This is a genomic window from Rhizobium sp. BK619 (genome assembly GCF_014195245.1).
Taxonomy (GTDB): domain Bacteria; phylum Pseudomonadota; class Alphaproteobacteria; order Rhizobiales; family Rhizobiaceae; genus Rhizobium; species Rhizobium acidisoli.
The window spans coordinates 118,718-134,775 of the sequence record NZ_JACIBH010000004.1 but is presented as its reverse complement, the minus strand read 5'-3'; the positions used below and the strand labels follow the sequence as shown (position 1 = coordinate 134,775).

The 16,058-nt window shown below is 61.2% G+C and carries 16 protein-coding genes and 1 pseudogene; 7 read left to right on the top strand and 10 right to left on the bottom strand.

Annotated elements, in window-relative coordinates:
• Positions 1 to 27: 27 nt before the first annotated feature.
• The 5 genes and pseudogenes from FHX14_RS08700 to FHX14_RS08680 all read left to right on the top strand — a co-directional run.
• Positions 28 to 315 carry a XapX domain-containing protein gene (locus FHX14_RS08700; RefSeq protein ID WP_003586569.1) on the top strand — a complete coding sequence of 96 codons (288 nt, stop codon included), beginning with the start codon at positions 28 to 30 and terminating at the stop codon, positions 313 to 315.
• Complete coding sequence (locus FHX14_RS08695; protein ID WP_184376880.1) at positions 315 to 2,297, top strand: amidohydrolase; 1,983 nt, start codon at positions 315 to 317, stop codon at positions 2,295 to 2,297. The genes FHX14_RS08700 and FHX14_RS08695 overlap by 1 nt, the downstream gene beginning before the upstream one ends.
• A 166-nt stretch (positions 2,298 to 2,463) precedes the next feature.
• Positions 2,464 to 2,907, top strand: coding sequence for a DoxX family protein (locus FHX14_RS08690; protein ID WP_012557608.1), 444 nt, complete (start codon positions 2,464 to 2,466; stop codon positions 2,905 to 2,907).
• Positions 2,904 to 4,502 (top strand): MFS transporter, encoded by a 1,599-nt coding sequence (locus tag FHX14_RS08685; RefSeq protein WP_012557609.1) that lies wholly within the window; start codon positions 2,904 to 2,906, stop codon positions 4,500 to 4,502. Before FHX14_RS08690 ends, FHX14_RS08685 begins: the two co-directional genes overlap by 4 nt.
• Before the next feature lie 153 nt (positions 4,503 to 4,655).
• Positions 4,656 to 4,805, top strand: a pseudogene (locus tag FHX14_RS08680) (MarR family transcriptional regulator); the annotation flags it as partial.
• A 24-nt stretch (positions 4,806 to 4,829) separates the two neighbouring features.
• On the opposite strand, the gene FHX14_RS08675 reads toward FHX14_RS08680, so the two are convergent.
• The 7 genes from FHX14_RS08675 to FHX14_RS08645 all read right to left on the bottom strand — a co-directional run bounded on the left by FHX14_RS08675 (position 4,830) and on the right by FHX14_RS08645 (position 11,300).
• Positions 4,830 to 5,222, bottom strand: a complete 393-nt coding sequence (locus tag FHX14_RS08675; protein ID WP_012557610.1) for a RidA family protein — start codon at positions 5,220 to 5,222, stop codon at positions 4,830 to 4,832.
• 39 nt (positions 5,223 to 5,261) lie between these two features.
• Positions 5,262 to 5,843 carry an NAD(P)H-dependent oxidoreductase gene (locus FHX14_RS08670; protein WP_003586564.1) on the bottom strand — a complete coding sequence of 194 codons (582 nt, stop codon included), beginning with the start codon at positions 5,841 to 5,843 and terminating at the stop codon, positions 5,262 to 5,264.
• Entirely contained in the window at positions 5,843 to 7,249 is a 1,407-nt protein-coding gene (locus FHX14_RS08665) for an FAD-binding oxidoreductase (protein ID WP_184376879.1), read from the bottom strand. The genes FHX14_RS08670 and FHX14_RS08665 overlap by 1 nt, the downstream gene beginning before the upstream one ends.
• A 1-nt stretch (position 7,250) precedes the next feature.
• Positions 7,251 to 8,564 carry a cytosine deaminase gene (locus tag FHX14_RS08660; RefSeq protein WP_184376878.1) on the bottom strand — a complete coding sequence of 438 codons (1,314 nt, stop codon included), beginning with the start codon at positions 8,562 to 8,564 and terminating at the stop codon, positions 7,251 to 7,253.
• On the bottom strand, positions 8,564 to 9,415 hold the full coding sequence (locus tag FHX14_RS08655) for an ABC transporter permease (RefSeq protein WP_184377020.1): 852 nt from the start codon (positions 9,413 to 9,415) through the stop codon (positions 8,564 to 8,566). Before FHX14_RS08655 ends, FHX14_RS08660 begins: the two co-directional genes overlap by 1 nt.
• Before the next feature lie 11 nt (positions 9,416 to 9,426).
• Positions 9,427 to 10,251, bottom strand: coding sequence for an ABC transporter ATP-binding protein (locus tag FHX14_RS08650; RefSeq protein WP_184376877.1), 825 nt, complete (start codon positions 10,249 to 10,251; stop codon positions 9,427 to 9,429).
• Positions 10,252 to 10,322: 71 nt separating this feature from the next.
• Positions 10,323 to 11,300: an ABC transporter substrate-binding protein gene (locus tag FHX14_RS08645; RefSeq protein WP_245279822.1), complete on the bottom strand. Its 978-nt coding sequence runs from the start codon at positions 11,298 to 11,300 to the stop codon at positions 10,323 to 10,325.
• A 221-nt stretch (positions 11,301 to 11,521) separates the two neighbouring features.
• Here FHX14_RS08645 and FHX14_RS08640 point away from each other — a divergent pair, with 221 nt between their 5' ends.
• Positions 11,522 to 12,472, top strand: a complete 951-nt coding sequence (locus FHX14_RS08640) for a LysR family transcriptional regulator (protein WP_003586557.1) — start codon at positions 11,522 to 11,524, stop codon at positions 12,470 to 12,472.
• Between the two features lie 65 nt (positions 12,473 to 12,537).
• On the opposite strand, the gene FHX14_RS08635 is transcribed toward FHX14_RS08640, so the two are convergent.
• Entirely contained in the window at positions 12,538 to 13,335 is a 798-nt protein-coding gene (locus FHX14_RS08635) for a creatininase family protein (protein ID WP_003586555.1), read from the bottom strand.
• Between the two features lie 242 nt (positions 13,336 to 13,577).
• Here FHX14_RS08635 and FHX14_RS08630 point away from each other — a divergent pair, with 242 nt between their 5' ends.
• Positions 13,578 to 14,057 carry a DUF2938 domain-containing protein gene (locus FHX14_RS08630; RefSeq protein ID WP_184376875.1) on the top strand — a complete coding sequence of 160 codons (480 nt, stop codon included), beginning with the start codon at positions 13,578 to 13,580 and terminating at the stop codon, positions 14,055 to 14,057.
• 177 nt (positions 14,058 to 14,234) lie between these two features.
• On the opposite strand, the gene FHX14_RS08625 is transcribed toward FHX14_RS08630, so the two are convergent.
• Positions 14,235 to 15,170 carry an IS110 family transposase gene (locus FHX14_RS08625; protein ID WP_184377019.1) on the bottom strand — a complete coding sequence of 312 codons (936 nt, stop codon included), beginning with the start codon at positions 15,168 to 15,170 and terminating at the stop codon, positions 14,235 to 14,237.
• Between the two features lie 240 nt (positions 15,171 to 15,410).
• Positions 15,411 to 16,052, bottom strand: a complete 642-nt coding sequence (locus FHX14_RS08620) for a ThuA domain-containing protein (protein ID WP_183692918.1) — start codon at positions 16,050 to 16,052, stop codon at positions 15,411 to 15,413.
• Positions 16,053 to 16,058: the final 6 nt, after the last annotated feature.

The window sequence follows — 16,058 nt, the reverse complement described above, 5'->3', positions numbered from 1 at the left end:
GCTTTTCTCGCAACCGGAGAACATTCCATGAAAATCTACCTTCTGTCGCTTGGCGCGGGTCTGCTTGTTGGCATCGTCTACAGCCTGCTTAACGTGCGTTCGCCCGCCCCACCGGTCATCGCACTCGTCGGCCTCCTCGGCATTCTGGTCGGCGAACAACTGATACCGTTCGCCAAGACACTTATGAATAGGGAGCCGGCCGCGGTCTCGTGGATCCATCAAATCAAGCCGCACATGTTCGGTCATTTGCCGAAGGGCGGCGACAGCATTGTCGGTGTTCATCAGGCGGAGGCGAGGATGGAGGATCATAGCTGATGACGACGCGTCGATCTTTTCTGGGAGCAGCATCGAGCCTGGCGTTCTCGAACCTCTTTTCCCCGGCGAAGGCCGCCGATCCCAACCAGACCGGAGTAGACACCATGCATCCCGACCTGATCCTTCACAACGGCCGCGTCACCACGCTTGACCGGTCCAATCCGAATGCAACGGCTATCGCCGTTAAGGACGGTCTCTTTGTCGAAGTCGGATCCGACAGCGAGATCATGGCGCTGGCTGGGTCCAGCACCAGGCTCGTCGACCTCAAGGGTAAGCGGGTCTTGCCCGGGCTCATCGACAACCACACCCACGTGGTCCGCGGCGGCCTGAACTACAACATGGAGCTGCGTTGGGACGGCGTCCGGTCGCTCGCCGATGCGATGGACATGCTGAAGCGCCAGGTGGCGGTCACGCCCGCGCCGCAGTGGGTGCGCGTCGTCGGCGGGTTCAGCGAACATCAGTTTGCGGAAAAGCGCCTCCCGACGATTGAGGAAATCAATGCTGTCGCGCCCGACACGCCGGTGTTCCTTCTGCACCTCTACGATCGCGCACTGCTCAACGGGGCGGCTTTGCGTGCAGTCGGATACACCCGTGACACGCCAAACCCGCCCGGCGGAGAGATCACCCGCGACGCCAATGGCAATCCCACAGGCATGCTGCTGGCCAAGCCGAATGCAGGGGTTCTGTACTCGACACTCGCCAAGGGACCGAAACTTCCTTTGGACTACCAGGTCAACTCGACCCGCCACTTCATGCGCGAGCTCAACCGCCTGGGCGTGACGGGCGTCATCGATGCCGGCGGCGGCTTCCAGAACTATCCTGATGACTACGAAGTCATCCAGAAGCTCTCCGATGCGAACCAGATGACCGTTCGCCTTGCCTACAATCTCTTTACCCAGAAGCCCAAGGAAGAGAAACAGGACTTCCTGAAGTGGACGCAGTCGGTCAAATACAAGCAGGGCAACGACTACTTCCGCCACAACGGTGCCGGCGAGATGCTTGTCTTCTCCGCCGCAGATTTCGAGGATTTCCGCCAGCCTCGTCCGGAGATGGCTCCGGAAATGGAAGGCGAGCTGGAGGAGGTCGTCCGTGTTCTGGCTGAAAACCGCTGGCCCTGGCGTCTGCACGCCACCTATGACGAAACGATTTCCCGAGCCCTCGACGTGTTTGAGAAGGTCGACAAGGATATCCCGCTAGAAGGTCTGAACTGGTTCTTCGATCACGCCGAAACGATCTCCGAACGTTCGATCGACCGGATCGCGGCGCTTGGCGGCGGCATCGCCACCCAGCATCGCATGGCCTATCAGGGGGAATACTTCGTCGAACGCTACGGTCACGGTGTAGCCGAGGCGACGCCGCCGATCCGCCGCATGCTCGAAAAGGGCGTGAATGTCTCGGCAGGCACCGACGCCACCCGCGTTGCCTCTTACAACCCTTGGGTTTCGCTCTCCTGGATGGTCACCGGCAAGACGGTCGGCGGCATGCAGCTCTATCCGCGCGCCAACTGCCTCGATCGCGAGACGGCGTTGCGCATGTGGACCGAGAAGGTCACATGGTTCTCCAATGAGGAGGGCAAGAAGGGCCGTATCGAGAAGGGCCAGTTCGCCGATCTGGTGGTGCCGGACAAGGACTTCTTCTCCTGCGCGGAAGACGAGATCTCCTTCCTCACTTCGGAACTGACCATGGTCGGCGGCAAGATTGTCTATGGGGCAGGCGACTTCAAGACGCTCGACGAGAACGACGTGCCGCCGGCGATGCCCGACTGGTCTCCCGTCCGCAGATTCGGCGGATACGCGGCCTGGGGCGAACCGGAAGGCGCAGGCTCGCGCTCTTTGCGCCGTACGGTGATTTCCACATGCGGATGTGCCAGTGACTGCGGCGTGCATGGCCATGACCATGCCGGAGCCTGGACATCCAAACTTCCGATCGCCGACCTAAAGGGATTCTTCGGCGCTCTCGGGTGCTCCTGCTGGGCGGTATAACTCAGCTTTGCGCTCAGGCGACACGTCGTCGCCCGAGCGCCTTTGTCGAGAATTGCAAAAACCGCAATTAAGTCAAAATGATTGCTGCAATTGTTGTTAATGCAGTCGTCAGCCATTCTCGCTTCACCAACGCAGCCGCTCTCGCGGCGAACATGCAGGAGCAGATATGACCTACCAATCCCATACGTCGAATCCGATCCGGAGCAATCTGGTGCGCATCGTCAGTTCTCCTCATATGCGAACCGTTTCGCTGATTGGGCTCTGCGCCGCCTACATCCAGGGGCCGATCACCAAGATCTTCGATTTCAATGGTGCGCTGGTCGAGATGGATCATTTCGGTCTTCATCCGGCTGCGTTCTTCGCCGTTGTCGTCATTGCCTTTGAACTGACGGCTTCAGCCATGGTGATTTCCGGCTTCATGCGTTGGGCGGGTGCATTCGCTCTGGCCGGTTTCACGCTTCTGGCAACCTTCATCGCTCTCCGCTTCTGGGAAATGGCTCCGGGGATGGATCGCATGATGGCGACCAACGCCTTCTTCGAACACCTTGGCCTCGCAGGCGCATTCGTCTTCGTTGCAGCATTTGATCTCACCAATGGAGGAGACAAATGAGTGCCGCTAAAACGTCCGGGGGCACTTTCGCTCCTCTTGCGCAGCCCGTCTTTGCGGTTCTCTGGATCGCTACGGTTCTCGGCAACACCGGCAGCTTCATGCGCGACGTCGCCAGTTCCTGGCTGATGACGGATCTTTCTGCATCGCCTGCCGCAGTTGCCATGGTTCAGGCGGCCGGAACCCTGCCGATTTTCCTGCTTGCCATTCCGGCAGGCGTTCTCACGGACATTCTCGATCGCCGCAAATTCCTGATCGCCGTCCAGCTTTTGCTGGCATCAGTCAGCATTTCGCTGATGGTTCTGTCGCAGACGGGGATGTTGTCGGTCAGCGCGCTGATCGGTCTGACCTTCCTTGGCGGCATCGGTGCCGCTCTGATGGGACCGACCTGGCAGGCGATCGTGCCGGAACTGGTGAAACGCGAGGATGTGAAGAGCGCGGTCGCTCTCAATTCGCTCGGCATCAATATCGCCCGCTCTATCGGGCCAGCTGCTGGTGGCCTGCTTCTAGCAGCCTTTGGAGCCGGGATCACTTATGGGGCGGACGTTGCCAGCTACTTCGCCGTGATCGCGGCTCTGGTCTGGTGGCCAAGAGCAAAGAATGCCGACGACGTGCTTCAGGAGAACTTCTTCGGTGCGTTTCGGGCCGGACTTCGCTACACCCGCTCAAGCACCACGCTCCATGTGGTTCTGCTGCGCGCCGCAATCTTTTTCGCCTTCGCCAGTGCTGTTTGGGCTCTTCTTCCCCTCGTTGCCCGGCAACTGCTCGACGGTGGCGCCAGCTTCTACGGTATCCTGCTTGGTGCCGTCGGCACAGGCGCGATCGGCGGTGCCTTGGTCATGCCCAAGCTGCGCCAACGCCTGAGTTCTGATGGTTTGCTTCTCGGCGCAGCACTCGTCACTGCAGTCGTCATGGGTGTCCTGTCGCTTGCCCCGCCGAAGATTGTCGCCATCATTGTTCTTCTTTTCCTCGGTGGCGCATGGATCACCGCGCTCACAACGCTCAACGGCGCAGCGCAGGCAGTGCTTCCCAACTGGGTGCGCGGTCGTGGCCTTGCCGTCTATCTGACTGTCTTCAACGGTGCGATGACAGCCGGAAGCCTAGGCTGGGGTGCGGTCGGCGAGGCTGTCGGCATCCAAGCTACCTTGCTTATCGGAGCCGTCGGACTGCTCGTTGCCGGTTTCATCATGCACCGCCTGAAGCTTCCGACCGGTGATGCCGACATGGTGCCCTCAAACCATTGGCCCGAGCCGCTGGTGGCTGAACCTGTTGCCCACGATCGAGGCCCGGTTCTGATCTTGATCGAATACAAGGTCGAAAAGGAGCACCGCAGCGCATTCCTGCACGCCATCGATCATCTCTCCAAGGAGCGTCGCCGCGATGGTGCCTATGGATGGGGTATCACGGAGGATTCGGCCGACCCAGAAAAGATCGTCGAATGGTTCATGGTGGAATCCTGGGCCGAACATCTTCGCCAGCATAAGAGGGTTTCCAACGCTGACGCCGACCTGCAAAGCAAAGTGCTCGGCTACCATATCGGTCCCGACAAACCAGTTGTCCGTCACTTCCTGACGATTAACCGGCCTGATGCCGCATAACAAACGCGTAGGGCATGGCGGCTTCGGCCGCCATTTCATCATCTCGGCGGACGCAATGAAGTGAAATTGACGCATTTGCGACTGGCAGCATTCAGCTGCAAAACGTATAGCGCAGGCGCGCTGCTGATAGACGCATGACGAGCGCGAAAGATCGTGGTGCGCGAAAGGATCGGCCGCGCCATCTTTGAGCGCTGGGACGAACACGACTTCAATGAGCTGGTACGGCTGATACGCAAGTTTGCAGAGGATATCGGCGGTGATACCGGCGGCGGCGTGGGAGAATCCAAGGGACAGGGCTGCTGACGAGGGCGCTTCCCCAGGCTCGCTTCAACAAAACAGTTTGGCGGCCGTGACTTCGACTTCCACAAGGAATTCGGGGCGGGTGAAGCCGCTGACGATGATCAGCGTCGAGGCCGGCTTCGGATCGAGCGTATAGCGATCTCGCATGGCCATATAGGCAGGGAAATCCTCGCGCTTCGTCACAAACCCTGAGATGCGGATGACGTCGGCAAAACTCATTTCCGCCTCTGCGAGAATTGCCTTGATGGCCTCGAAGCAAAGTTCTGCCTGAGCGCCGGTATCCTCCGGCACTTTCTCGTCGAGACCGATGCCGAGCTGCCCCGAGGTCACGAGCAGCGAGGCGCCCGCCGGCACCAGCAGCCCGTGATTGTAATTTCCGAACGGGCGGCGGACGGACGGGGGATTGAAAATCGTCTTCATAGGCCTTTCCTAGGGTAGCAACGAGGAAGATGCGGGCTCTCAAAACCGCTCCATCGCCGTCTTCACCTTCGCCAAAAACCTGGCCCGGCTTTCCGGCGTGCAGTTGTTCATGTCGTAATGGGCAAGAAAGGTGACCGGCCGCAGCGGATTGATCTGCGCCCTCAGCACACGCTTGACGATCTTCTCCGGCGGGTTGCCGGCGACGAAGGCGCGAAACGGCGTGGCGCCATATGTCAGCACGGCCGCGAGTTTCCTGATGTGGCGCAGGCGCGATTCCACCTTGCCGTCGACCAGTTCGAAGGAGACGCCGGGAAGCCAGACGCGGTCAAAATAGCCCTTCAGGATCGCCGGGAAACCGAAATTCCAGATCGGCGTCACCAGCACCAGCGCTTCGGCCTGCTTCAGCCGCTCGACATAGGGTTTCACCAGCGCGGTATTGCCGGGATAATCGTGATAGGCGAGCCGGTCGTGTCGGGAGAGCACCGGATCGAAATTCTCGGCATAGAGATCGCACGCATCCACCGCGTGACCGGCCTCTCGCAGGCTTTCCAGCGTCTGTTTGTAGAGCGCTTTGCCGTAGCTTTCCTCGACCGGATGCGAATGAAGCACGAGAACTCTCATCAGGCCTCCATGACGCTCGCGAGCCCCGGGAAGAGATAATTCTTGCCGGCGTTGAAATCGAAATCGGGATTTTCCCAGGCGATCATCTTGCCGGGGTTCAACAGCCCCCTCGGGTCGGTTTCCTGCTTGAAGGCGAGCTGTACCTTGTCGGTGCGCTTCATGCCACCTTCTTCAAGCGTATAGCGATGCGGATTGAAGATCGGGCAGCCGTGATCCTGGTGGATCTTGATGATCTCTTCGAGGCGCTCCTCCGTGGTATAGCGCACCAGCGGCAGGCCGGAGCATTGGATCTGCCCGTCGAATCTGATGAATTCGAGATGTCCAGGCACTTCGTCGCCGAAGATCTCGACCATCTTGGCGACCTTGGCGACGTGATCCGGGCCCGGATACTGAACCTGCAGATAGGTGAAGCCGGGATCGACCTTCAGCGCACGCAGCGTCGTGTGGTTCCAGGCAAGCTCATAGGCATGCGGAATACCTTTCATGCTTTCGACCGTGTCGGAGCGGAAGATCATCTCGCCCTTGTGGGCGGCTGAAAAGGCGAGGAAGGCATCCATCGAATGCGGCGCGATCATCAGCACCACCACCGACTGGCCCTTGCGGATATAGGGCCTGTGGCGGGTGAAATAATCGTGCGGGATCGGTGCCGCGATCGGAGCGATTTCCTTGACGAGGATGCCGTTGCATTTGGCCAGCGCATCCGCGAAGCGCACCGATGCCATGAAGTCGTCATAGCCGACAAGCACGTCGACCCAATCATAGGCAGGGGCGAGCGGCATTTCGATTTCGGTGATGATGCCGTTGGTACCGTAGGCATGGCTGACCTTCTGCAGGTCCCAGCCGGTGAGGTCGAGCACGCGCGGCTCTGCCTCCATGGTGACGACGCGCAGACGCAGAATATTGCCGAGATCGCGCAGACCGCCCCAGGTGATCGAGCCGACGCCGCCGGAGCCGCCGGCGATAAAGCCGCCGACCGTTGCCGTCTGCGCCGTCGACGGGTGGAAGCGTAGTTCCTGGCCGGAATGCGCCTTGGTCTGCTTGTCGAGCTGGGCAATGACGATGCCCGGTTCGCAGATCACCCGGCCGGGATGGATTTCCTTGATCTTGTCCATGGCGGCAAGGTTGAGCACGATGCCGCCGGAAAGCGGCATGGCTTGGCCGTAATTGCCGGTGCCGGCGCCGCGCGGCGTCACCGGCACGCCGTGCGCGAAGGCGACCTTCAGGGTCCGGATGACCTCGTCTTCGTTTTTCGGGGTGACGACGAGATCGGCCGTGACATTGTCGAGCTGCGCCTTCAGGATCGGCGAATACCAGTAAAAATCGCGGCTCTTCTGGCGCACCAGCGCCGGATTGTCCTCGACGGCAATGCCTTCGAGTTGCGTTTTGATCGTCTGATAATCCGGCATGTCATGCTCCAACGACGCTGTCGAGTTCACGATAGTCCGGCAGGCTGCGGTCGATCACCTTGCCGCGGCGAAGCACGACGCGGTCAGACTGCGGACGGGAAAGAAATTCGCTCCAGCGCCGGGCGCTGAAGAGCACGAGGTCGGCCAGGGCGCCGACGGCGATGCGCCCCTTGTCGGGCCGGCCGAGAATATCCGCAGGCGAGGTGGTGACGACGCGCGCGGCCGTATCCAGCGGGTGATCGAGATGCAGAATGCGCACCGCCTCGCGCAACACCTCGACCGGGTCGAGATCGCCATAGGCATAAAAGGGATCACGCGTGTTGTCGGAGGAAACTGCCGTCGCAACGCCGGCCGCCGCCAGTTCCTTGAACAGGGTGACGCCGCGCCAGCGAGGCGTTCGGCCGGGATAGCGGTCCTGTAGATAGAGGTTGCACATCGGCAGCGAGACGATGGAGATGCCAGCTTTCGCGACGAGCTCGACCGCGCGTTTTGCCGTCTCCTCGTCCTGCCTGGCGAGCGAGCAGCAATGGCCTGCCGTCACCTTGCCGTCGAACCGGTTGCGCAGCACGGCTTGCGCGATCGCCTTCAGCGTCTCGGCGGCGGGATCGTCGCTCTCGTCGACATGAAGATCGACGTCGAGGCCGTTATCGGCGGCGGCCCTGAAAAGTACATCGAGCTGGCTGTCGAGATCGGCGGTCATCCGGGTGACGCCGCCGATCAGCCCGCCTTTTTCGCGGACGACGGCGACCAGGTCGGCGAAATAGGTCGCGTCCACCATATTTTCCAGCGGGAAGAGCGCCACCGCCTGCAGCGCGATCCGGTCTTTCCAGGCCTCGCGCATCTCGGCAAAAACCTCGAAGGAAATACGGTGCTGCGGCGCCAGCGAATCGAGATGCGTGCGGATCAGGCTGGTCCCGTGCGCATAGGCCGAGCGCAGCGAGAATTCCATGCGCTTGCTGACATCCGCCGCCGACCAGTACGCCTCCCGGTCGGCCCGCACTGCGTCCAGGGCGCCGATGAAGGTGCCGTCGGGATTGGCGTTGCGAGGCCAGATATGCCCCTTGTCGAGATGGGTGTGCATATCGGTGAAGCAGGGCCAGACCATGCCATCCTTCAGATCGGATCTTGGCAATTCCACCGGCGCGGCACCCGCCGGCAGCAGCGTGGAGATCACGCCATCGGCGATGACGATATCCGTCTTGACCAGCCCCTCGGTGGCCGGCGCGTCAAATCCCTCGACAGCGACGGCAGGCAGCGTTGCATTGCTCAGCACGAAGCGGCCGGCATTGGGCGGCGAAAGGAAGGAATGGGTCATCAGTTTTCCCGTTTCAGGCTGCTCTCATGCCAACGGTGCAGGGCGAGCCAGGAAATGAACGAGGTGACGGCGAAGATTGCGACGCCAAGCAGGGAAAGCATCAGCAGCGCGGCGAAGAGACGCGGAATGTTGAGCCGGTACTGTGCTTCGAGCAGCCGGAAGGCGAGGCCGGAGCCGGCGCCCGCCGAGCCGGCCGCAAATTCTGCGACGACGGCGGCAATCAGCGCCAGGCCGCCGCCGATCCTGAGGCCGGTCATGAAATAGGGTTGGGCGGCGGGCAGCTTGAGAAAGAGCAGCGTCTGCCAGCGCGAGGCGCCGTAAAGCTCGAAGAGGTTGATCAGATTGTGGTCGACGCTCTTCAGTCCCTGGACCATATTCGAAAGGATCGGGAAGAAGGCGACGAGGAAGGCACAGATCAGCAGCGCCACCTGGGTCGACGGCGCATAGATCAGGATCAGCGGCGAGATCGCCACCACAGGTGTCACCTGCAGGATGACGGCAAGCGGATAGAAGGCAAGCTCGATCCAGCGCGACTGCACCAGGAAGATCGCAAAGCCGACGCCGCCGACAAGGGCCAGCATCAGCGACAGCAAGGTGATCTTGGTGGTGACCCAGAGGGCCGGGGCAAGCGTACCCCAGTCCGTCACGAAAGCGTTTGCGACGGCGGCTGGACCCGGCAGGATATAGGGCGGCACGCCTGAGAGCTTGACATAGGCGTACCAGATCAGGATCAGCAGGCCGATAACGAGGAAGGGGATGGCGATGCGCAGCGCGAGATCGCGGCGCCTTGCACCTGCGGCGCTGGGATTGATATTTGCCGAAAGGTGAAGGGGCTGCGGCGAGGTATCCATTTGGTCACGCATCAATGCTCTCCCGCTGCGTTGATCGCCCCGATCAGCGAATGGGAGACCGTCTCACACGCCCTCCGGTATTCCTCCGAGGTACGGTAATGCTCGTCGCGTTCCAGGCTGGTGGTCAGCGGAACATCTGCATGCACACGGCCGGGCCTTGCCTTCATCACGACGATCCGGTTCGACAGATAGGCGGATTCATAGACCGAATGGGTGACGAAGATGACGGTGATGCCTGTCGTCTGCCAGAGCCGCAGCACGTCGTCGTTCAGCCGTTGGCGGGTGATTTCGTCAAGTGCGGCGAAGGGCTCGTCCATCAAAAGCAGCTTCGGTTTGGTCACCAGCGCGCGGGCGATCGAGACGCGCATCTTCATGCCGCCGGAAAGTTCGCGTGGATAGGCCTTGGCGAAATCCTGCAGGCCGACGGTGGTCAGCACCTGCATGATCTCTGCATGCGCTGCCGCTTTCGAAACACGCCTCAACCTCAGCGGCAGGTGGACATTGTCGAACACGTTCTTCCATGGCATCAGCGTCGGCTCCTGGAAGACGAAGCCGATATCGCCCTCCGGCAGGCCCCTGGCATTGATCCGCGAACTCGGCCAGTCGATCGCCCCCGAGGTCACGTCGCCAAGACCGGCGATGATGCGCAGCGCCGTCGACTTGCCGCAGCCGGAAGGGCCGAGCAGGCTGACGAACTCGCCGCTTTCGACGGTGAGCGACATGTCGGAAAGGGCGACGGTGCCGCTGGAAAAGACCTTCGAGACCGACTGCATCACGACCAGCGGCCGCTTGCGCTTCTCTTGTGGGGATAAGGCCTGGGCCTTTGCTAACGGCATTGCCTGTCTCATTCATGCGAGGAGGATGTGGTCCGCCACTTCAGGCGGACCATCGGCCGACGTCGCAGGAGCTATTTCTTCATCGCCATTCCGATGTTCTTGCAGACGAATTTCGTCGTGAAGGCCTTGGTGTAGTCGGTCTCCGGCTTGAACACCTTGATCGCTACCATCTCGTCGAAAAACGCCTTGTAATGCGCGTCGGTGATGCAGCCGATGCCCTTGTCCAGGCTGTCGCCGGATTCGATGATGCCGTATTCCTTCATCTTGGCGATGGAGTAGGCGATCTGGCCATCCGTCATTTCAGGATTGTCCTTCTTGATCAGCTCGTTCGCCTTGCTGTTGTCGCCGTAGAGATAGTTGTACCAGCCTTCGATCGAGGCATCGACGAAGCGTTGGACGACATCCGGCTTGCTGTCGACCATCGTCTGCGTGGTGGTGATCATCGTCGAATAGGGCGAATAGCCGTTATCGGCGAGCAGGAAGACCTTCGGTTCGAAGCCGGCCTGCTTCTGGATCTCGTAGGGCTCGGAGGTGAGGTAACCCTGCTGGGCGGATTGCTTGTCGGCAAGGAACGGCGCGGCGCTGAAATTGTAGGGCTTGTACTGCTCGTCCTTGAAGCCCTTGAAGTTCGCCTTCATCCATTCGAAATAGGTGAGGTAACCGTCCTTGCTGAGAAACAAGGTCTTGAGCTTGGCGAGATCCTCGAATTTATCGATACCCGCATCCGGATGGGCGATCAGGACTTGCGGATCCTTCTGGAAGATCGCCGCGACATCGACCAGCGGAATGCCCTGTTCGACAGCCGATACCTCGCCCTGCGGCCCACCCATGTAGAAATCGATCTTGCCGGAGATCAGCAGCGCGCTGTTGGCCGCGTTCGGGCCGCCCTGCACGATCGTGACGTCGAGGCCGTGTTTCGCATAGGTGCCGTCGGCGACCGCCTGGTAAAAGCCGCCGTGCTCGGCCTGTGCCAGCCAGTTCGTTCCGTAGCTCACCTTGTCGGCCGCATGCGCCGTAACGGCAGCGGCGAGCGCGCCACCAAGGCCCATGAACGCGGAAAAGACCGTATTCTTCAGTGCATTGGGCATGATCAGCGTTCCTCTTTTGAGTTCGCAACGCCGGTGATGACGTCGGATTTTCTTCATTGGAGCGATTGCTTTGCTGTTTGAAAAGCATCAAATTTCGTGCGCAATGATGCCTTTTTGGCATCTCAGCAACGGCCTGTTCCAAATTTGCGCTGTCTGCTTCAATTTTATGCAACGAGGTTGCGATGCTGCACTCCAGAAAGCTTCTCTATATCAACGAGATCGCCCGCTCGGGTTCGATCCGTAAGGCGGCAGCGCGCTTGAACGTCGCCTCGTCTGCGATCAACCGGCAGATATTGGCGCTGGAGGCGGAGATGGGGGCGCCGCTTTTCGAACGCCTGCCGCGCGGCCTGCGCCTGACGGCGGCCGGCGAGCTCTGCATCGAACATATTCGCGAGGTGCTAAAGAACTACGAGCGGCTGGAGGGCCGCATCCGCAGCCTGAAGATGCAGCAGGCCGGCAAGGTCCGTATCGTCACCACGGTTGGGCTTGCCGCCGGGCCGCTGCCTGACATCGTTTCCCGCTTCCAGTCGGAGCATCCGCGGGTCTTCATGCAACTGCGCAACGATGCCGGCACGATGACCGTCAATCCGGTACTTTCGGGAGAAGTGGATATCGGCCTCGGCTTCAATATTCCGGCCACACCCGGTATCCGCGCGCTCGGCAGTTTCGACATCCCGATCGGCGTCGTCCTGCCGCCCGGCCATCATCTGATCGGGCCGGGTCCGATCAACCTTGCCGACATCGTCCAGGAACGCCTGGTGCTGGCCCAGCAGGGCACCAGCCTGCGTGACGTGATCAATCTGGCCCTGGCGCGGCTCGACGTGCATGTCGAGCCGGTGCTTGAAACCAATGCCTCGGAGATGTTGAAGAAGCTGGTCAAGTCGGGGGCGGGGCTGACGATCCTCAACCCGCTCGACGTCATCACTGAGTGCCGGCAGGGCGAATTGGTCTTCCGGCCGATCGCCGAGCCGCATGCGCGCCACCAGCCGATGAAGCTTTTTGCCCGCGCCCGTGCGCCGCTCGATTCCGCCACCAGCCTGTTCGTCGAATATCTGCTCGCCGAACTTGCTGGCCTCGTGCAGGAACTGCAGGCCAAAGGCCATATCGCGATGGAAAAGCCTGTTGCCCCTTAGAACAGGATGTTTTCCGAAAACCGCTCACACTTTTCGGCATCATGCTCCAGGTGCTTTCGCCGGCGCTATCGTGAATAGAGGTTGGAAAGCGGATAGCGCTTCAGATCGGACAGCAACTCGATGAAGCCGCTGACCTGATGGCGGCAGATCGCTTCACCTTTCGCCGCCGTTCCGCGCGAGGCGTCACCGACGACGCCAGCCGGATTGAGGTCGTGGGCGATCCAAGCAAGCGAATGCGGCGGCAGCGGCTGGATATATCGCGATTGTCCGCGCATCCATTCGGCCTTGGAGGTGAAATTCTGCGCCTTGTCCATCCGCACCAGATCGGGGCGGAAATGGAGCATCAGCGAGGTTTCGACCTCGCCGCCATGGATGCCGTATTTCAACTCGTCTTCGCTGATCATGCCTTCGGGATGCCCGAAGCGGCCCCATTGCGTCGAGACGACAGCCATCTGATAGCGGACGCGCAACTCGCGCGCGACGATGCTCATGATGTCGACATTGCCGCCATGCGAATTGACGATGACCATCTTGCGGAGGCCGGCTTCGGCAACCTTGGCGCCGATCGCCGTCCAGACGGGAATGAGCAGCTCCGCGCCGAGCGACAGCGTTCCCGGCCCATAGATATGTTCGTTCGCCTTGCCGATCTCCTGCGTCGGCAGGACCAGGAAATCGAGGTCGTCGGGCTTCTGCTGTCGCAGTTCGGCGAGCATGCCGTTGGCGATCGCCACATCGGTCGCGATCGGCAGGTGCGGGCCGTGCTGTTCGGTCGAGGCGATCGGCAGGATGGCAATGGTCGTATCGGGTGAAAGTCCGGCGAAATCGGAGCTGTTCAGTTCGTTCCAGTAAAATGGCATTGCCATCGCCACACCTCTCATTGCCGTTTCGACAGTGAGTAGGAAATATCGCTGCACGCGAAAAGCATCAATTTGCGCCCGCACCGATGCCTTTTTGCGGATGATGCAGCGATGGCGGCCGTGCAGAGGGCAGGGGGCCAGCATTGCATGAGCTGGATGCGGCTAGGAATTCACTGAAGCCATTGCGCCGACGCGTCCGCAGTGGTTTGCTGGCGCCTCTGCAATTCAACGCTCTCCGGTGATTCCCAATGTTCGATATTCTGTGGCGCGGCCTGACGATCGGCGCCGGCGCAACCATCCTCATGGACCTCTGGGCGATCGTGCTCACCAAGTTTTTCGGCCAGACGGCGCCCAACTGGGCCCCGGTCGGCCGCTGGTTCTGGCACCTTCGCCGCGGCAAGATCTTTCACGACAGCATCGCCGATGCCGAGCCCTATGCGCATGAACTGGCGCTCGGCTGGATCAGCCACTATGCCGTCGGCATTCTCTATGGCGTGATCTTCGCGCTGATCATGGGGCAGGGTTGGCTTGCCGCCCCAACATTCCTCCCCGCCTGGATCTTCGGCATTCTCACCGTCGGGGCAGGATGGTTCCTGCTGCAACCCGGCCTCGGAATCGGCTGGGCCGCTTCCAAACATCCGACCCCGAACAAGGTCCGCTGCTTCAATCTGCTGGCGCATACGGTGTTTGCGTTGGGGCTTTATGGGACGGCGTTGATTCTGCGCTGAGATCGCGGCCTGCCCCTCACCCTAACCAGCAGGGGTCGAGCCACTCGTCTCGACCCGTCCTTCGGACCCCCTTAAAAACGAGGAGAGGGGACGTGCCCTGCGAGAGCTAGCGGGGAACGGAGAGGTCGCCGCATATTCCCTTCTCCCCGCAAGCGGGGAGAGCGACTGTCTTCTTTGTCAAGCGTTTTGCCATGGTCGTCCGTCCCTGATGATGGCATTGAGGATGGTGAGCAGCTTGCGCATGGTTGCGACGGTTGCGACGATCTTGGGCTTTCCGGCTGCGACCAGGCGGTCGCGGAAGGCCTTGAGTTCGGGGTTGTAGCGGCTGGCGACCAGGGCGGCCATGAACAGCACGGCCCGCACTTTGCCGCGCCCGCCGCCGATGAAGCTCTTGCCCTTCCACTTCCCCGATTGCCGCGTCCAGGGAGCAAGCCCTGCCAGTGAGGCGATCTGGCGGCGGTCGAGGCTGCCGAGTTCGGGCAGCTCGGCCAGCAGCGTCCGCGCCGTTGTCGGCCCGACACCCGGCACCGAGGTCAACAGCGTCTCGCGCACCCGCCAGACCGGCGATTTGCGGATATGGCTGTCGAGGTCGGCATCGAGGTTTTCGAGCTCGCGGCGCAAGGCCGTCAGCAGGCGCTTGATGCTCTTCTGCGCCTGTTTGGCCAGCGCCATGCGCAACCGGTTCTCTTCGGCAACGACCATCTGCACGATCTGCCGCCGGCGGGCAATGAGCTCGGACAGGGCCTGCGTCTCGGCATCGCGCAACGGCCGGATCGCCGGCTTCGTCGCCAGGAGGAAGGCAGCGATGACGGCCGCATCGATCGGATCGGTCTTGGCCCTGCGGCCGAGCGCGTTGGCAAAGGCGCGCACCTGCGCCGGATTGACAACAACCACTCCAAAGCCAGCGGCCGACAGGCTACCTACCGCCAACATCTCGTAGCCGCCGGTCGCCTCCAGGCCGACGATCGTCGGCCTGGAGGCTCCCAGCCTGGTGATTAATTCCTCAATGCCGGCCTGGTCGTTGCTGACCGCGAAGTGCTCGCCTGAAGGGAGCAGCGCCACGTCCAATCGGTCCTTGGAAACATCGATACCGACAACCACACTCTCATTCATATCCATCTGATCCCATCCTTGCCTAAGCGGGCTTTGCTTTCGCAAGCGGCCCCGGCGACTGTTCGGGTTCAATGGAACGGCGGACGGAGACCCAAGCTCTCCCACGGGCTTGGTGTCCCAAAGGTGCAACGGTCTTCCATCCGCCACCGCAATAGGCAGTACTACGCCAATAGCGGGTAAAAGGAAGTTACAAAGGTGGCGGCAGCCGGATGAGGGGCAGCCATCCGCGCGAACTTCGCCTTACCGCGCCGCCCAATTGGCGCCGCGGCGGAAAATCGTCTTCATCTCAGGCACGTCGAATTCCTTGGCCTGGTGGCCGAGCGAAGAATAGAAGACGCGGCCCTTGCCGTATTTGCGCTTCCAGACGACAGGCATGACGACGCCGTCGATCCAGTAGGCGTGCTCGCCGGTGAACTTCGTCGTCGCCAGAACCTCGTTCGAGGGGTCGACATGCATGTAATATTGCTCCGACGTATAGGGGAAATCGGCGATCCCCTCCATCAGCGGATCGTCCGGCCGGGTGATGTTGACGGTATAGTCGATGATGTTGCCGGGGTGCGCCACCCACTGGCCGCCGATGATGAACTGGTAGTCGACGGAGTCGCGGAAGGCATCGCCCGCGCCGCCGTGATAACCGGCAATGCCGACGCCGCTTTCGATCGCGGCGGCGAGGTTCTTGACCTCCTCCTTCTCGATCTTCGACATCGTCATGATCGGTACGACCAGGCTGAGATCATGAACGGAAGGGTCGGCAAGCGCCTCGGTGCCGTGTTCGAGATAGACCTTGAAACCGTCCTCCTCGAGCATGGTCTTGATGATTTCGGCGCATTCCTGCGGCTCATGCCCGCTCCAGCCACCCCAGACGATCAGTGCTTCACGCATAGTCTT

Bases quoted from the DNA above. Each gene is read 5' to 3' on its own strand.
- FHX14_RS08700 (WP_003586569.1), top strand. From the start codon at position 28: ATGAAAATCTACCTTCTGTCGCTTGGCGCGGGTCTGCTTGTTGGCATC.
- FHX14_RS08695 (WP_184376880.1), top strand. From the start codon at position 315: ATGACGACGCGTCGATCTTTTCTGGGAGCAGCATCGAGCCTGGCGTTC.
- FHX14_RS08690 (WP_012557608.1), top strand. From the start codon at position 2,464: ATGACCTACCAATCCCATACGTCGAATCCGATCCGGAGCAATCTGGTG.
- FHX14_RS08685 (WP_012557609.1), top strand. From the start codon at position 2,904: ATGAGTGCCGCTAAAACGTCCGGGGGCACTTTCGCTCCTCTTGCGCAG.
- FHX14_RS08675 (WP_012557610.1), bottom strand. From the start codon at position 5,222: ATGAAGACGATTTTCAATCCCCCGTCCGTCCGCCGCCCGTTCGGAAAT.
- FHX14_RS08670 (WP_003586564.1), bottom strand. From the start codon at position 5,843: ATGAGAGTTCTCGTGCTTCATTCGCATCCGGTCGAGGAAAGCTACGGC.
- FHX14_RS08665 (WP_184376879.1), bottom strand. From the start codon at position 7,249: ATGCCGGATTATCAGACGATCAAAACGCAACTCGAAGGCATTGCCGTC.
- FHX14_RS08660 (WP_184376878.1), bottom strand. From the start codon at position 8,564: ATGACCCATTCCTTCCTTTCGCCGCCCAATGCCGGCCGCTTCGTGCTG.
- FHX14_RS08655 (WP_184377020.1), bottom strand. From the start codon at position 9,415: ATGGATACCTCGCCGCAGCCCCTTCACCTTTCGGCAAATATCAATCCC.
- FHX14_RS08650 (WP_184376877.1), bottom strand. From the start codon at position 10,251: ATGCCGTTAGCAAAGGCCCAGGCCTTATCCCCACAAGAGAAGCGCAAG.
- FHX14_RS08645 (WP_245279822.1), bottom strand. From the start codon at position 11,300: ATGGGCCTTGGTGGCGCGCTCGCCGCTGCCGTTACGGCGCATGCGGCC.
- FHX14_RS08640 (WP_003586557.1), top strand. From the start codon at position 11,522: ATGCTGCACTCCAGAAAGCTTCTCTATATCAACGAGATCGCCCGCTCG.
- FHX14_RS08635 (WP_003586555.1), bottom strand. From the start codon at position 13,335: ATGGCAATGCCATTTTACTGGAACGAACTGAACAGCTCCGATTTCGCC.
- FHX14_RS08630 (WP_184376875.1), top strand. From the start codon at position 13,578: ATGTTCGATATTCTGTGGCGCGGCCTGACGATCGGCGCCGGCGCAACC.
- FHX14_RS08625 (WP_184377019.1), bottom strand. From the start codon at position 15,170: ATGAATGAGAGTGTGGTTGTCGGTATCGATGTTTCCAAGGACCGATTG.
- FHX14_RS08620 (WP_183692918.1), bottom strand. From the start codon at position 16,052: ATGCGTGAAGCACTGATCGTCTGGGGTGGCTGGAGCGGGCATGAGCCG.